Consider the following 14,314-nt stretch of genomic DNA (forward strand, 5'->3'; position numbering starts at 1 on the left):
GGGGCATTCCGCTCCGCCCCGATCCGCATTATACCGGCGCATGACCGCATCGACCGACGAGGCGCCCGCCGGATCTCTGGCCGGATCTCCGGCAAAGGCGCCCGCCAGCCTCGTGTATCGCTACTACTTCGCGATGTCGGTGCCGTTCCTGATCGACCTGTTCACCCTGGTCGTCTACTGCCTCCTGAACGACGCGCTGCAGGTCTTCCTGCCGTCCCTGGCGGTCTCGGCTCTCTTCCTGATCGTCGGTGTGGGCTTCGGCGCCTGGTTGCTGATCCGGCCGATCCGCCTGTTCATCGAGGGCCGCGCCGCCTTCGCCGACATCGAGTTCAGCCTGTCGCGGCTGCCGCGCCATTCGGCGTTCGTGATCGGCGCGACCTACGGGCCGATGATGGCGCTGCGGCTGCTGTCCCATCGCCTCGACATCACCTTCGGCGCCACGCTTCAACAGGTCGCCTGGCCGGACGTGATCGCCAACCTGACGGTCGGCACCGGCTTCCTGGTCGTGCTGACCTTCTTCCTGGTCGCGGCCTATCTCGACCATCTCTGCGAGCAGCTCTTCCGCATCCGCGGCGTCAACATCTCGCACTTCAAGGGCCGCTTCAGCCGCAAGGTGGCGATGGCGCTGCTGTTCGTCACCTTCGCCACCATGGTCCTCATCATCGCCGACGTGCTGAGTTATTCCGGCGAGCGTCTGGTCCGCGAGGTCACGTCCGACATCGCCACCTCGGCGCTGGGCGCGGCCTTCATGTATCGCTGGATCTCGCAGGCGCTGACGCGGCCGATCACGCGACTGGACATCGGCCTGCGCCGGGTTGCCGACAACGACTACTCGGTGCGCCTACCGGTGACCTCGAACGACGAGCTGGGCCACGCCGCCAGCCGCTTCAACCAGATGGTCGAAGGCCTCGCCGAGAAGGCCTATCTGCGCGACACGTTCGGCAAATATGTCAGCGAGACGGTCGCCGCCTCGATCCTGTCGAACCGCGGCAATACCGGCCGCAGCATCGACACCACCGCCGAGGCGACCCTGATGTTCACCGACATCCGGGGCTTCACCGGCCTGTCGGAAAGCCTCAAGCCCGCCGAGGTCGCGGAGGTGCTGAACGCCTATCTGCGCACCATCGTGCCGATAATCCAGCGCCATGGCGGCATCGTGAACAGCTTCATCGGCGACGGCTTGTTCGCGAGCTTCGGCCTGCCCCGGCCGCTGGAGCGCCATGCGGCGGCAGCGATCGCGGCGGCGATCGACATCCAGGTCGCGCTCGACGCGGCGGACTTCGCGCATGGCCACGACCTGCATACGCGCATCGGCATCAATACCGGCCCGGTGATCGGCGTCACGATCGGCACGGATAATCGCCTCAGCTACACCCTGCTGGGCGACGCCGTGAACGTCGCGGCACGCATCGAACAGCTCAACAAGAAGTTCGGCACGCGCATCCTTGCCGCCGAGAGCACCGTGCTGGCCGCCGGCGCGCGGGCCTCCTGCGAGCGCCTCGGCACCACCGACGTGCGCGGCCATCACGACGATATCGTCGTCTACAGGATCGGCCCGGCCGAAGATCCAGCATGAGCGACACCCTCCAGATCGTCCCGCCGACCGCCGAAGGCATCGCCGCGATCCGGCGGCGCTATCTCCTGATGGCGATCTCCTGCGCCGCGGTCGACTTCGTCTTCACCCTGCTGTTCATCTTCCTGACCGACGGCTGGTTCTTCGCGATCCGCTCCCTGGGCGCCGGCCTCCTCCTGCTGGGCGGCGTGAACTATTTCCTGGCCAACCGCCTGTTCGCGCCGATCCTGTCGTTCCTGGAAGGCCACACCTCGTTCGAGGACACCCAGCGGCGCATCACCCAGTTGCCGCTGCTCACGGCGCAGAACGTGCTGATCCTGATGGCGACCCTCACGGTCTTCCGCCTGGGATCGAGCTACCTGTTCAACGACCCGGCGGTCAGCCACATGCCGGTGCCGTCGCTCAGCGACGTGCTCACGCTCTGCGTGATCCTGCCGGTCTTCCACTTCACCTATACCTATTTCATCATCAGCGACTATCTCGGCAGTCTCTGCGGCTTCATCTTCCGCCACTACGGGCGCACGCTCGCCCTGTTCTTCGGCAGCTACGCCGTCAAGCTGATCGTGGCACTCCTGGTGATCTCGATCGCGCCGATGGCGGCGATCGTGGTCGACCTCTTCTCCTATGAAGGCGACCGGCTGCGCTTCGAGATCAGTAACGACGTGGCCGTCGCCCTGATGGGCGTGGCGCTCACGGCCTATTTCATCACGCGCTCGATGCTGCGGCCGATCCGCATCCTGACCGGTGCGATGGAAAAGGTCGCGAGCGGCGACCTCAGCCAGCGCGTTCCCGTCACCTCCAACGACGAGGTCGGCGCGCTCACCGGCCAGTTCAACAACATGGTCGAGGGCCTGCGCGAGCGCGAGCGCATCCGCGAGACCTTCGGCCGCTATGTCGACGAGAGCGTCGCCTCCACCATCCTGCGCCGCGAGGGCGAAGGCGTGCTGACCGGCGAGATGCGCGAGGCGACCGTGCTGTTCACCGACATCGCGGGCTTCACCACCATCGCCGAGCACTTGCAGCCCGACGAGCTCATCGTGGCGCTGAACGAATATCTCGAGACGGTGCTGGCGCCGATCCGCGCCCATGGCGGCACCGTCAACACCTTCATCGGCGACGGGTTGTTCGCCTCGTTCAACATGCCGCTGGCCTGCGAGGGCCATGCCGCCGCCGCGGTGCGCGCCGCGATCGACATCCAGCGCGCCGTCAACAGCCGCACCTTCGGCGACATGGGCATGGCCTTCGCGACCCGCGTCGGCATCTGCACCGGCGGCGTGATCGGCGGCTCGGTCGGCGCAGGCCAGCGCATGAGCTTCACTCTGCTGGGCGATACGGTGAACCTGGCCTCGCGGCTCGAAGAGTTGAACAAGCACCACGGCACGCGCATTCTCGTTTCGGACAGCACCTGCTCGGCCTGTGGCGACGAATTCACGTTCAACGCGCTGGGCAACGTTGCCGTTCGCGGCCGCAGCGATGCGGTCACCATCTTCAGTGTCGATCCCAACAGCCAGGCAAGAAGTTCATGACCGCATCCGGATTGTCGCCCGACCAGGTGAAGCTGCAGGCCCATGCCCGCGAACTCGCGGCAGGCCCCGTCACCAAGCGCGCCGCCGAGGTCGACCGCACCGAGCAGTATCCCTGGGACAATGTCGAGCTGCTGAAGGACGCCAAGCTGATCGGCATGACAATCCCCACGCAGTATGGCGGCCAGGGCAAGAACTGGCTCGACGCCGTGCTCGCCATCGAGGCCCTTTCCTCGGCCTGCGCCGTCACCGGCCGCATCGCCGTCGAGACCAACATGGGCGCGATCAGCGCGGTGATGGCCTACGGCTCGGAAGAGCAGAAGAAGATGTGCGCCGACATGGTGCTGGCGGGCGACAAGCCGGCCATCTGCATCACCGAGCCCGACGCCGGCTCCGACGCCAACGGCATGACCACGCGCGCCGACAAGAAGGGCAACCGCTACGTCCTCAACGGCCGCAAGCACTGGATCACCGGCGGCGGCGTCTCGCGCCTGCACCTGATCTTCGCCAAGGTTTACGACGAGAAGGGCACGTTCGAGGGCATCGGCGGCTTTTTAGCGATCCGCGACGAGACCAAGGGCCTCAAGATCACCAAGCGCGAGCCGACCATGGGCCTGCGCGGCATTCCCGAGGCGGTGATCGACCTCGAGGACATGGACGTGCCGCCGTCGGCACTGGTGATCCCGCCGCGCGGCCTGAAGAAGGGCTTCGCCGACCTGATGACGGCCTACAACAGCCAGCGGGTCGGCGCCGCCACCGTGGCGCTCGGCATCGCCGACGGCGCCTATCAGCTGGCGCTCGACTGGTCGGAGAAGCGGCACCAGTTCGGCCGCCCGATCAACGAGTTCCAGGGCCTGCAGTGGAAGCTCGCCGACATGTCGATCAAGCTCTCGGCCGCGCGCGCCCTCGTCTACAACGCCGCGCGCTCGGGCGAAGGCGGCTTCCCCGACATGCTGATGGCCGCGCAAGCCAAGGTCTTCACCTCGGAGAGCGCCATCCAGATCGTGAACGACGCCCTGCAGTTCTTCGGCGCTCGCGGCTACAGCCGTGAACTGCCGCTCGAACGCATGGCCCGCGACGTCCGCATGTTCACGATCGGCGGCGGCACCGCGGAAGTCCTGCGCAACGTCGTGGCCGGCGCGCTGCTGAAGAAGAAGCTGCCGCAGACGCGCGACGGGTGGGACAAGGCCTGATCGCGAGGACGGCGACGTCTCTTCTTGTCATCCTGAGCGCAGCGAAGGATCTCACGCCGGCGACAGAGCCGTTTGGTCGTTCGCCTAGGTCCTTCGCTTCGCTCAGGACGACCGTCGCTATCGACCGAACCTGTTCCACTGACCGTCCTTGCCCTGCATCAGGACGAACTCCTTGCCCTTCCGGCTGGTGTCGTCACGCGGGGTGCAGGCGATCGAGATCCATGACTGGAAGTCCCAGCGCGCCGAGCAGCTCTCGGTCGCGCAGGGCAGCTCGATCTCCGCTTCCGTCGCGAGACCATCGCCCGACGGCGCGAAGATCGACAACGTGCCGCGCGCCGGCTGGAGCGAGCACGCGACCGTCAGGAACCGCTTCTTGTCCGACGCCCAGACCGGCGCGCCGTGGACGGTGAACAGCCGGCCTGTGCGTTTCATCACCAGCGTCCAGGTGAAATCGTCGGCGCCCGGCGTGCGCACGACATAGAAACGGCCGGGATCGTCGTAGCGCTCGTAGAGATACTGATGGCCCGCATCGCCATAGGGACAGTCCTGCAGCTCGATCGCCTTGCCGCCATCGATCGCCAGCCGCAGCCGGTCGCCCTCGCGCGAGACGTTGGGCACGTCGGCCCGCAGGCGCGGCGCCTCCTGCGGCCATCCGCTCGTCCGGCTCTCGCGCTCATAGGCGGGATCGAGCGCACCGTTCGGCACGCAGGCTTTCGGCTTCTCACCTGCCATCTGCGCAAACGCGAGGCGCGGCAGCAGCAGGACGGCGAGACAAATCAGACGCGCGCGCATGCGAGCCTCTCAAATGGGCCGCTTCAGCATCGGCTCCAGACTGACCGAACGCAACGTCGCTTCGCCCGTTCATCCACCATAGTTCCGCGGCCAGCCGGTCAGTTCGGCTTATTGGTCGCTGCCCAAGATTCGTCGAGCAGTTGTTCCCAGAGGCGCTCGATATTAGGATTCCCTTCATCGAACGCGCGTGCCATCGCGACATCGGCGATTGCCTTGTCGATCATTCCCAAACGCCTGAAAAGTTGGCCTCGGCCTGCGTAGGCGATCGGGTTCGTCGGATTGAGATCGATAGATCGATTGAAGTCGGACAAGGCCATCTGATCTTCGCGAAGCATCGAATACAGCGCAGCGCGATTGACGAACGCTCGATCGAAAGTCGGATCCAGGCGAAGGGCCTCGTCCAGATCGCTCAATGCTTTTGCGTGCTGCTGCCCCAGAATATACCCGATGCCACGACTGACAAGCGCTTCGACCTTATAGTGTGCTTTTGATTCCAAAGCAGTTGCGACGACCGTGCAGGCTTCGATGAAGCGGTCATCGGATGAGGGTGGGCCTGAGGCGATCTGAAGGGCTTCTTCGAATTCCATGAGCTGATAATTTATAATTGTGTTTTTGATAGTCAATCGACCTTTGATTGTATTCTCATCGGCCTCCGATGTCGAAGATCAGCCAACGTGCGATGACCCGAGCAACGTCTCCAGGCTGACTGAACGCAACGTGGCCTCGGCGATTTCGTCGATCTCGGTGAGGACTCTTTGGAGCGCGGCGCCGATCTCGGTGTCCTCGCCCGCCTCCTTGGCGCGATTGCCCGGCGCAGGCTCGAACAGGGCGATGATGTCCATGAGGGTGATGCGCCGACGGTTGCCGGTGAAGCGGTAGCCGCCGGCAGCCCCGCGCCCACCCTGTACGAGACCGGCGGCGGACAACGTGCCCAGGACCTTGGCAAGCGAGTGAGTCGAGACGCCGAAGCGCTCGGCTAGATCAGAGGCGGATAGCGTGCGCGCCGGATCGCGCGCCAGTTCGAGGATGGCGTAGAGTCCCAGCCGCGTCGCCGTCTGCAACTTCACAGCAATTCCTTGTCGAGTTGCAGCGACGGACCCGCGACCATGCCTTGGGCGCGGAAGAAGGAGAGGATCAGATGGTCCTTGCGGTCGACCAGGGTGCGCACGCGCGTCACGCCCTGCTGCTTGAAGCGCGCCGCCAGCGCCTCGAACAGCGCACTGCCGACGCCTTTGAGACGCGCCTTCGGATCGACCTGGATGGCGAACACCCAGCCGGCGGCAGGCTGGCCGAATTCCCAGGCGCGGACCTCGCCGGCGATGAAGCCGGCCAGCGTCCCTTTTGCCGTCTCGGCCACCAGGAAATGCCGCTCCGGCGCCAGCATCTCGCGCCAGTAATCGGGCTTGTCGGACCCGGTCAGGCGCGCATCCAGCGCGGAAATCGCTGTCAGATTAGAGGCTTGGGCAGGGCGGATTGCGACCATGTCTGGGGAGAAGAATGACCTTGCGACGGGGAAAGTAAATAAGTATTTCAGTACCGAATTACAGAAATAGGGAATGCCATGGACCCCGCCGCCGCGCCCATCGACTTCCGCACCGATCCCTCCCGCTACAAGCACTGGAAGCTCACGCTCGAGAACGGCGTCGCCTATCTCACGATGGACGTGAACGAGGATGGCGGGCTCAAGCCCGGCTACAAGCTCAAGCTCAATTCCTACGATCTCGGCGTCGACATCGAGCTGGCCGACGCGGTGCAGCGCCTGCGCTTCGAGCATCCCGAGATCGGCGCCGTGGTGATCCGCTCCCAGCGCGACCGCATCTTCTGCTCCGGCGCCAACATCAACATGCTTGGCCTGTCGACGCATGACCACAAGGTGAACTTCTGCAAGTTCACCAACGAGACGCGTCTGTCGATCGAGGATGCGAGCGAGCATTCCGGCCAGACCTATATCTGCTCGATCAACGGCATCGCCGCGGGCGGCGGCTACGAGCTGGCGCTGGCCTGCGAGCAGATCCTGCTGGCCGACGACGGATCGAGCGCGGTATCGCTGCCCGAGCTGCCGTTGCTCGCGGTGCTGCCGGGCACCGGCGGTCTCACCCGCCTCGTCGACAAGCGCATGGTCCGTCGCGACCATGCCGACTTCTTCTGCACCACCGCCGAGGGCCTGCGCGGCAAGCGCGCCCGCGACTGGCGGCTGGTCGACCAGCTCATCGCGCCGTCGAAGCTCGTCGAGCAGACGCAGAAGATCGCCGAGGAAGTCGCCGCCAAGTCGTCACGCCCGAAGGCGGCCAAGGGCATCGCGCTGCCGGCCGTGGAGCGCCAGTTCGACGGCGACACGCTGCGCTACGGCCATCTCACCGTCGAGATCGACCGCGAGGGCCGCTCGGCGAAGTTCCGCCTCAACGGCCCCACTTCTGCCCCGCCGTCCGACGTGCACGCGGAAGGCGCCGCCTTCTGGCCGCTGGCGCTGGCGCGCGAGTTCGACGACGCGATGATGCATCTGCGTCTCAACGAGACCGAGATCGGCACCTGGGTGCTGACCAGCCAGGGCGACGCCGCGCTGGTCGAGGCTTACGACGCGTTGCTGGCGGAAGGCACCGACGACTGGCTGGTGCGCGAGATCGTGCTCTACTGGAAGCGCACCCTGAAGCGCCTCGACGTGAGCTCGCGCAGCCTGATCGCGCTGATCGAGCCCGGCTCCTGCTTCACCGGCACCCTGCTCGAGGTCGCGCTGGCGGCCGACCGCTCCTACATGCTGGACGGCGTGTTCGAGGGCTCGAACCTGCCGGCCGCCACCTTGCGGCTCACCGACATGAACTTCGGCCCCTATCCGATGGGCAACGGGCTGACGCGGCTCTCGACCCGTTTCCTCAACGATCCCGATCATGTCGAAGCGCTCAAGGACCAGAGTCGCGAACCGCTGGACGCCGCGGCGGCCGACGAGGCCGGCCTCGTCACTTTCACGCCGGACGACATCGACTGGGAGGACGAGGTTCGCCTCGCCGTCGAGGAGCGCGCCGGCTTCTCGCCCGACGGGCTGATCGGCATGGAAGCCAACCTGCGCTTCCCCGGCCCCGAGACGATGGAGACCAAGATCTTCGCGCGCCTCTCGGCCTGGCAGAACTGGATCTTCCAGCGCCCCAACGCCACCGGCCCCGAGGGTGCGCTGAAACTTTACGGCACGGGCAAGCAGAGCAAGTACGACCGCAAGCGGGCTTAAGGAACAACGGAGGCAATCATGGCCATCGACTACAGCCAGCTCATTCCCAACAACGTCGATCTCTCGTCGGACCGCCGCCTGCAGCGCGCGCTGGAGAACTGGCAGCCGCGCTTCCTCGACTGGTGGAAGGACATGGGGCCCGACGGCACCTCGGCCTTCGACGTCTATCTGCGCACCGCCATCTCGACCGATTCGAACGGCTGGGCGAACTTCGGCTACGTGAAGATGCCGGAATATCGCTGGGGCATCTTCCTCGCCGACCGCGATCCCAATCGCGAGATCGCCTTCGGCGACAACAAGGGCAAGCCCGCCTGGCAGGACGTGCCCGGCGAACTGCGCTCGACCTTGCGCCGCCTGATCGTGACCCAAGGCGACACCGAGCCCGCGTCGGTCGAGCAGCAGCGGCTGCTGGGCAAGACCGCGCCCTCGCTCTACGACCTGCGCAACCTGTTCCAGATCAACGTCGAGGAAGGCCGTCATCTCTGGGCGATGGTCTACCTGCTGCACGCCTATTTCGGCCGCGACGGCCGCGAGGAAGCGGAGGCTATGCTGGAGCGACACTCGGGGGATCCCGACAAGCCGCGCATCCTCGGTGCCTTCAACGAGGCGACGCCGGACTGGCTCTCCTTCTTCATGTTCACCTACTTCACCGACCGCGACGGCAAGTACCAGCTCGCGTCGCTGGCCGAGTCGGGCTTCGATCCGCTGGCCCGATCCTGCCGCTTCATGCTGACCGAGGAAGCGCACCACATGTTCGTGGGCGAGACCGGCGTCGGCCGCATCCTCCAGCGCACTTGCGAGCTGATGAAGGAGCACAAGACCGACGACGTGCGCAGCCTGGGCGGCATAGACCTGCCGACCATGCAGAAGTATCTCAACTTCCACTTCTCGGTGTCGCTCGACCTGTTCGGCCAGGAAGCCTCGACCAACGCGGCCAACTACTACACGCAAGGCGTGAAGGGCCGCTATCTCGAGACGCGCGTCGACGACGACCACCTGCTGACCAACGCCACCTACGAGATCGAGACCGTCGAGGACGGCCGCATCGTGAAGAAGGCGGTCCCCGCCCTGCAGGCGCTGAACGAACGGCTGCGCCAGGATTACATCGAAGACTGCGCCCGCGGCGTGCTGCGCTGGAACAAGGCGATCGAGCGCGCCGGCATCAACTTCGAGATGACCCTGCCGCACCGCGCCTTCGACCGGCAGATCGGCGCCTTCGCCGGCCTGCGCGTCTCGCCCGACGGCAAGGTCCTCTCCGAGGCCGAGTGGAATGCCAACAAGGACAGGTGGCTGCCGACCGACGAGGACCGTGCCTACGTCACCTCGCTGATGGGCGCCGCCGTGACCCAGCCCGGCCAGTTCGCCCACTGGATCGCCCCGCCGGCGCGTGGCATCAACAACCAGCCCGGCGACTTCGAGTACGTCCGCTTCAACTGAGGCCGCGCGATCGGTTGAAGGGTCGCGGTTACTGCAACATGATGACGGTTGCAGTTATGCAGGGCCGAAGTGACACGACCGACGCTGGAAGAGGTTCGAAAACGCGAGGTCTCCCGGGAATTCCGCCGGAAGCGCCGATGGTTCGGCTTCGGCCTCTCCGCTCTCACGTTCGTGTATCTGCTCGGGCTCTGGCTCTTTACCGAGTTCGGCGGCGACTCCAGCCTATCCGGGATATTTATCGTGATTTCCGGGACGGTCGGCATGTGGCCTGCCGCCGCTCTAACCTATTCGATGACCCAGAAGGACCTGCCTCCAAGTCTGCCAGTCAAGCTTCGCGATGTGGTGCGCCATGTCGTTATCGTCCCTCTCATCGCGTTCCCCGTCGCCAGCTTCACCCTGGGCTTCCTCACGAAAGGGGTCAGCCCGGATTCCATTGCCGTGGGATTGATTGTCCTCGCTGGCCTCGTGGTCAAAACCTTCAGCAGTGCCAAGATTGCGCTAACGTTGATCGCCCCCTGCCTCCTCATCACCTGCGGTTGGTCAGCGGCCTATCTCTACCTGATCCGGCCAAGATACTTCGCCGCGACCGGCTAACCTCTTTGCCCAAATAAAAGACCCGCCTGCGCTTGGGGTCGCAGGCGGGTCGGGAAGCCTCCGGGTGTGACGGAGGCTGGGAGCCGCGTGGGATGGCGGCACGGGGAGATTGTGCCTTATCGGTACGGCCGCGGTTGTGATCAGGCTGTGACGAACAACGCAGGCCCCTGCACGCTCTCCCTTCAGACGGGCTGAACCGCAAATGGATTGCGCCCGAGCCGCGGTCTGGGGCACCTTGCGCGCGAGAATTTACAGAAAGCCTGCAAGGACATGAATTTGAGCCCCATCGAGTTTGCCGCCATTGCCTTCGTCTGCATCCTGGCCAGCGCAATTAGTGGCGCCCTTCTGCGCACGCGCCTGCCCGAGGCTCATGTCAGCGGCGATTCCAAGGACGTGATCAAGCTGTCGATCGCGCTGGTCGCCACCATGTCGGCGCTGGTGCTGGCGCTGCTCTTCGCCTCGACCCGCACGTCGTTCGAGCGCACCAGCGGCCTGGTGAGCCGCCTGACCGCCGACATCGTCGAGCTCGATAGGGTGTTGAAGCACTACGGGCCGGAGGCGCAGCCGGTGCGGACGGCCTTGCGTTCGGAGATCCAGCCTATGATCGATTCGATCTGGCGCGACGAGGCCATTGCGCGTGGCGTCAAGTTCGACGACCAATCGAAGGCGCCGGAAGAGGAAGTGCTGTTCATGCTGCAGGACCTGCAGCCGACGAACTCCAAGCAGCGTGCGCTTCAGGCCCGCGCCATCCAGGTCAGTTCCGACCTCGCGCAGACCCAACTCTCACTGTTCGCCCAGCCGACGGATTCGATCTCCAACACGTTCCTGATCGTGTTGATCATCTGGCTGATGTTCATCTTCGGAATCTTCAGCATGTCGGCGCCGCCCAACCCGACACTGTTCGTCGTGATCGCGATCTGCATCCTCTCCGCGTCGGCAGCCTTCTACCTGATCCTCGAACTTGGCCTTCCGTTCGGTGGACTGATGCAGCTCTCCAACGAGCCTCTAAGGAACGCGCTCAAGTAGAACGGGCGAAGATCAGGGGCCCTTGTCGGCCTTGATGCGCTCGATGAGCGACTTGAGGCGCGGATCGGAGACGGTGGTGGCGTGCAGCGGCACCAGCGCGTCGGTGAATCCCTTGAAGTCGATGTCGTTGACGACGAGGACGCCCGCCGCCTCGGCCGTGCGTCGGGCGGCGGCCTCGTGGTCGTCCCAGAGACGACGATAATAAGCCACCGAATCGCGCGCGGCCGCGCGGATGATCGCCTTGTCGTCGGTGCTGAGCGTGTCCCAGACGCGCCGCGAGAAGAGCAGCACGCCGGGCGAACGCACATGCTCGGTCGGGCTGAACCACTTGGCCACGCGATGATGCTGCGACGCGACCAGGGACGACCAGTTCCCGTCGGCCACGTCGATGATGCCCGCGCGCATCGAGGCCTCGCCCCGGAACAGCGGCATCACGACCGGCTGCGCGCCCATCGCCCGCACCATCGGCGCCCAGTTCGAGGATTGCTGGACGCGATACTTGAGGCCGCGCAGGTCGGCCGGCGTGCGCACCGGCTTGGTCCCGTAGGTCGATCTCGGGCCGACGTCGTAGAAACAGAGGCCGATGAAACCCGCGCGCTCGAGCGAGGCCAGGATCTCGTCGCCGATCGCCCCGTCGAGCACCCGCCGCTCGTGCGCGGTCGAGCGAAAGACATAGGGCAGCGTGAGCACGACTGTGGCCGGCGCCGCGCTGTTCAGCGCGGCGAGATTGACTCGCGCCATGTCGAGCGTGCCGTTGCGGAGCTGGCCCAGCGTGTAGCTCTCGGTCTCCTGATCGTCGGCGCCGAGGTTCGACACGATCAGGCGTCCGCCGCTTCGTTCACGCACCAGGTCGCCCATGTAGGCGACGCCGCGCACGGTGGGATAATCGTTCGGGAAGATGTCCGACGAGGTGAAATCGCGGGCCAGCACCGGAAATCCGATCGCCAAGGTCGCTAGCCCAACTGCAAACGCACTGAGACGCATGAACCGCCTTGCTCCTCGAAACCCATCTGTCATCAACCGAACACACGAATAAAAGGTTGCACGCCCGGGTAAGATTTCTGCAAATAAAGTTGGGATCGCTCAGGAAGCGGGTGTGACGGGGCTGCAGGCCGCAACCTGCCGGCAGCTCTTGCCGATGTCGCCGGCACCCGGATCGGGCAGTCCGGGCACGCGCATGTTGAGGCATAGAAGCGCCTCGCGTTCGCCATCCGCGATCGCCCCGCCTATCTGCGCCCAGTCGCCGGCGCGCCTCGATTCCGGACGGCGACCGTCGTCGAGGAGGCCGTGGGCCGCGAGTGCCGCGTTCGCGGAGTCCAGGTCGCGCCTGAGGCGAGGCAACGCTCCCATCGCGAGTTGCCGCACGGCCATGCACTGGCCGGCGTCGGTGCCGCAGGGGGCCGCCGACATGTACTCGTAGGCCACCACACGGGCCTGCGCGACGCCGACGCAGTAAGCGGCGCGGGTCTCGTCGGCGGTAAGCGGGTCGGCATGGGCTCCGGCCGCGCCGCACAGCGCAAGGGCCAGGAGCAGGGTTCGTGTCACGTCCCTGACCCTAGAGCATGTCGGCGACCGCGAGATGACTATCTGCGCATACCAAGGAGAGCGGATTGCGCCGGTATCGCCCCGCGGAGCAACCATGCCATGGCCGCCCTGTTGTAGGACCGCATCCAACGAGGGAGACGGAAATGAAGACGGTGAGCCGGTCCTACGACAGCTACGCGCAGGCACGCGCGGCCGTGGACGCCATCGAGAAGGCAGGCATCCCGCCCACCGACGTGAGCTTCATCGCCAACAAATATGTCAGCGCCGACTATGACGATGTCGATGCCGTCTCCGACACCGCTGCGGGCGCGGGCATCGGCGGTGTGGTCGGCGGCGGCGCCGGCCTTTTAGCGGGTCTCGGCCTGCTGGCGATCCCAGGCCTCGGTCCCGTGGTCGCGGCCGGCTGGCTGGCGGCGACCGCCGTCGGGGCCGCTGCGGGCGTGGCGACGGGCGGCATCGTGGGCGCACTGGTCAGCGCCGGCGTCGACGAGGAACATGCGGCCGTCTATTCGGAATCGATCCGCCGCGGCGGTACGCTGGTTACGGTGCGCGTGCCCGACGACCAGGTCGCGCGCATCGAAGGGCTGATGTCCATTCATCGCCCGATCGATCCGGTCGAACGCGCGGCGGCCTATCGTCGGGAAGGCTGGACGACGTTCGATCCCGACGCGCCGGCCTATCGTCCGAACGAGAGCGAGATCGAGCGCATGCGCCGCGACTGGCGCGACGAGGGCATGGGCAAGCAGGTCTGACTAGAGCGTTCCGCCTGCGATCATGTCGAAGCGCGAACGGATTTCCGACACGGTCGGCGCCTTGTCGGCTTCCATCTCGGGATACTCCTTGGCGAGATCCACTCGGTCGAACTCGTTGAGATGAAGGTCGGCGGCCGCATGATCGTCGGGCAGCGCGTTCAGGGCATTGTGCAGATGGAAGATGTGCCAGTGCGCGGGACCGGCTAGCGCGCCGGATTCGAGATGTGCGAGCCGCGCCTGAAAGCGCTGCAGGACCTTCTTCCGTTCTTCCGACATGACATGCCTCCTGTATTCATTGGGCGCGCATCGTGCGCGACCCGCAGGTTTACGGCAAGCCGCCAGGTTCCTCAGTGATCAGCGCTTGAAGATGGCCACCGCGAGCAATGCGGCGAAGGCAACAAGACCCGAGGCCAAGCCTGCGCCGATCGTGAGCGGGATGCGACGACGCCGATGCTTCTTCGCCAGCAGGCTGAGATGCTCGCGGCGCGTCATTCCTCCGGGGAAATCATACTTGTCGGGTGGATTGTCTATGTTCTTCGTGGCCCGCCACCAGCCCCAGCCGGCGCCGCCTACGGTGAACACCGCCACGATGATCAGGATGAGATCCATTAGCCCATCGTAGCAACGCGGCTTGCATGACGCACGCGCGTTTGAATCAA

16 protein-coding genes are annotated in these 14,314 nt (G+C 65.5%); 8 read left to right on the forward strand and 8 right to left on the reverse strand.

The window, feature by feature from the left end; translation table 11 throughout:
- Nucleotides 1–40: 40 nt before the first annotated feature.
- The 3 genes from AC1RP5_RS15875 to acdA are packed head-to-tail and all read left to right on the forward strand — an operon-like array spanning nt 41 to nt 4,289.
- Nucleotides 41–1,576 (forward strand): adenylate/guanylate cyclase domain-containing protein, encoded by a 1,536-nt coding sequence (locus AC1RP5_RS15875; RefSeq protein WP_493112045.1) that lies wholly within the window; start codon nt 41–43, stop codon nt 1,574–1,576.
- A complete protein-coding gene (locus AC1RP5_RS15880; RefSeq protein WP_493112046.1) occupies nt 1,573–3,099 on the forward strand; it encodes an adenylate/guanylate cyclase domain-containing protein in 1,527 nt (508 codons plus the stop codon). The genes AC1RP5_RS15875 and AC1RP5_RS15880 overlap by 4 nt, the downstream gene beginning before the upstream one ends.
- Nucleotides 3,096–4,289, forward strand: a complete 1,194-nt coding sequence (gene acdA, locus AC1RP5_RS15885) for a 3-sulfinopropanoyl-CoA desulfinase (protein WP_493112048.1) — start codon at nt 3,096–3,098, stop codon at nt 4,287–4,289. Before AC1RP5_RS15880 ends, acdA begins: the two co-directional genes overlap by 4 nt.
- Before the next feature lie 117 nt (nt 4,290–4,406).
- Here acdA and AC1RP5_RS15890 read toward each other — a convergent pair whose 3' ends face one another.
- The 4 genes from AC1RP5_RS15890 to AC1RP5_RS15905 all read right to left on the reverse strand — a co-directional run bounded on the left by AC1RP5_RS15890 (nt 4,407) and on the right by AC1RP5_RS15905 (nt 6,564).
- A complete protein-coding gene (locus AC1RP5_RS15890) occupies nt 4,407–5,081 on the reverse strand; it encodes a hypothetical protein (protein WP_493112049.1) in 675 nt (224 codons plus the stop codon).
- A gap of 98 nt (nt 5,082–5,179) precedes the next feature.
- Nucleotides 5,180–5,668, reverse strand: coding sequence for a tetratricopeptide repeat protein (locus AC1RP5_RS15895; protein WP_493112051.1), 489 nt, complete (start codon nt 5,666–5,668; stop codon nt 5,180–5,182).
- A gap of 78 nt (nt 5,669–5,746) precedes the next feature.
- A complete protein-coding gene (locus tag AC1RP5_RS15900) occupies nt 5,747–6,148 on the reverse strand; it encodes an Rrf2 family transcriptional regulator (RefSeq protein ID WP_493112052.1) in 402 nt (133 codons plus the stop codon).
- On the reverse strand, nt 6,145–6,564 hold the full coding sequence (locus AC1RP5_RS15905) for a GNAT family N-acetyltransferase (RefSeq protein ID WP_493112053.1): 420 nt from the start codon (nt 6,562–6,564) through the stop codon (nt 6,145–6,147). The genes AC1RP5_RS15900 and AC1RP5_RS15905 overlap by 4 nt, the downstream gene beginning before the upstream one ends.
- Before the next feature lie 78 nt (nt 6,565–6,642).
- Here AC1RP5_RS15905 and boxC point away from each other — a divergent pair, with 78 nt between their 5' ends.
- From boxC to AC1RP5_RS15925, 4 genes are all read left to right on the forward strand, one after another.
- Nucleotides 6,643–8,301 (forward strand): 2,3-epoxybenzoyl-CoA dihydrolase, encoded by a 1,659-nt coding sequence (gene boxC / locus AC1RP5_RS15910; protein ID WP_493112055.1) that lies wholly within the window; start codon nt 6,643–6,645, stop codon nt 8,299–8,301.
- Between the two features lie 18 nt (nt 8,302–8,319).
- Nucleotides 8,320–9,738 (forward strand): benzoyl-CoA 2,3-epoxidase subunit BoxB, encoded by a 1,419-nt coding sequence (gene boxB, locus AC1RP5_RS15915; protein WP_493112057.1) that lies wholly within the window; start codon nt 8,320–8,322, stop codon nt 9,736–9,738.
- A gap of 69 nt (nt 9,739–9,807) precedes the next feature.
- Nucleotides 9,808–10,332: a hypothetical protein gene (locus AC1RP5_RS15920; protein ID WP_493112059.1), complete on the forward strand. Its 525-nt coding sequence runs from the start codon at nt 9,808–9,810 to the stop codon at nt 10,330–10,332.
- A 270-nt stretch (nt 10,333–10,602) separates the two neighbouring features.
- Nucleotides 10,603–11,358 (forward strand): bestrophin-like domain, encoded by a 756-nt coding sequence (locus tag AC1RP5_RS15925; RefSeq protein ID WP_493112060.1) that lies wholly within the window; start codon nt 10,603–10,605, stop codon nt 11,356–11,358.
- Between the two features lie 12 nt (nt 11,359–11,370).
- Here AC1RP5_RS15925 and dctP read toward each other — a convergent pair whose 3' ends face one another.
- Both dctP and AC1RP5_RS15935 read right to left on the reverse strand, forming a co-directional pair.
- On the reverse strand, nt 11,371–12,306 hold the full coding sequence (dctP, locus tag AC1RP5_RS15930; protein WP_493112062.1) for a TRAP transporter substrate-binding protein DctP: 936 nt from the start codon (nt 12,304–12,306) through the stop codon (nt 11,371–11,373).
- Nucleotides 12,307–12,441: 135 nt separating this feature from the next.
- The gene (locus AC1RP5_RS15935) at nt 12,442–12,903 is read right to left on the reverse strand and encodes a hypothetical protein (protein WP_493112064.1); all 462 of its coding nucleotides are present in this window, start codon (nt 12,901–12,903) and stop codon (nt 12,442–12,444) included.
- Nucleotides 12,904–13,046: 143 nt separating this feature from the next.
- On the opposite strand from AC1RP5_RS15935, the gene AC1RP5_RS15940 reads away from it, so the two are divergent.
- Nucleotides 13,047–13,655, forward strand: a complete 609-nt coding sequence (locus AC1RP5_RS15940) for a hypothetical protein (protein ID WP_493112066.1) — start codon at nt 13,047–13,049, stop codon at nt 13,653–13,655.
- Here AC1RP5_RS15940 and AC1RP5_RS15945 read toward each other — a convergent pair whose 3' ends face one another.
- Both AC1RP5_RS15945 and AC1RP5_RS15950 read right to left on the reverse strand, forming a co-directional pair.
- Complete coding sequence (locus AC1RP5_RS15945; RefSeq protein ID WP_493112067.1) at nt 13,656–13,931, reverse strand: hypothetical protein; 276 nt, start codon at nt 13,929–13,931, stop codon at nt 13,656–13,658.
- A gap of 78 nt (nt 13,932–14,009) precedes the next feature.
- Nucleotides 14,010–14,264: a hypothetical protein gene (locus AC1RP5_RS15950; protein ID WP_493112069.1), complete on the reverse strand. Its 255-nt coding sequence runs from the start codon at nt 14,262–14,264 to the stop codon at nt 14,010–14,012.
- Between the last annotated feature and the right edge of the window lie 50 nt (nt 14,265–14,314).

The organism is Reyranella sp. GW821-FHT12G01, from assembly GCF_058806575.1.